Below are 765 nucleotides of genomic sequence, written 5' to 3'. Positions count from 1 at the left end.
CCCTCGAACACCAGGACATCCCCTTCGAACACGTCGTCGAGATCGTCAACCCCACCCGCAGCCTCACCCACACCCCCCTGTTCCAGGTCATGTTCGCCTGGCAGAACACGGAGGAGTCCGCGCTGCCGCTGCCGGGGCTGGAGGTCACCGCGCTGGCTGCGCCGTACGCCACCGCGAAGTTCGACCTCACCCTGGCGCTGGCCGAGCAGGACGACCGGATCACCGGCAGCCTGGAGTACGCCACCGCCCTGTTCGATCCGGACACCGCCCACCGGCTCACCCGCTACCTGCACCACGTCCTCACCCAGATGGCCGCCGACCCCGACCGGGCGGTGGCCGACCTGACCCTGGTCGACGAGCCGGAGCGGGCCCGGCTGGTCCGCCGGACCGCCCCGTCCCCGGTCGGGCGGAGCGTCCGGGCCCGCTTCGCCGACCGGGTCGCCACGGCACCCGACGCGCTCGCGGTGACCTTCGAGGACCGGTCACTGCGCTACGCCGAACTGAACGAACAGGCCAACCAACTCGCCCACCACCTGCGCGAGCACGGCGTCGGCCCGGACACCCTCGTCGCGGTCTGCCTGCGCCGGTCACCGGAGCTGATCGTCGCGCTGCTGGCGATCGCGAAGGCCGGCGGCGCGTACCTGCCCCTCGACCCCGCCTACCCGACCGAACGCCTCGCGTACATGCTGGCCGACAGCAACCCCACCGTCGTCCTCGTCCACGACGCGACAAGAACCGTCCTCGACGGACTCTCCCCCGCACCGC

The 765-nt window shown here is 72.2% G+C and carries 1 protein-coding gene; it reads left to right on the top strand.

The features are described 5' to 3' along the window. Positions 1–765, top strand: a 765-nt coding sequence (locus GSF22_RS34020; RefSeq protein ID WP_208817977.1) for an AMP-binding protein, incomplete at both ends; no start/stop codon positions are given.

It is taken from the genome of Micromonospora echinofusca, assembly GCF_017614955.1.
In the GTDB taxonomy this organism is placed as follows: domain Bacteria; phylum Actinomycetota; class Actinomycetes; order Mycobacteriales; family Micromonosporaceae; genus Micromonospora; species Micromonospora echinofusca_A.
This window is presented reverse-complemented; position numbering and strand designations above follow the sequence as displayed.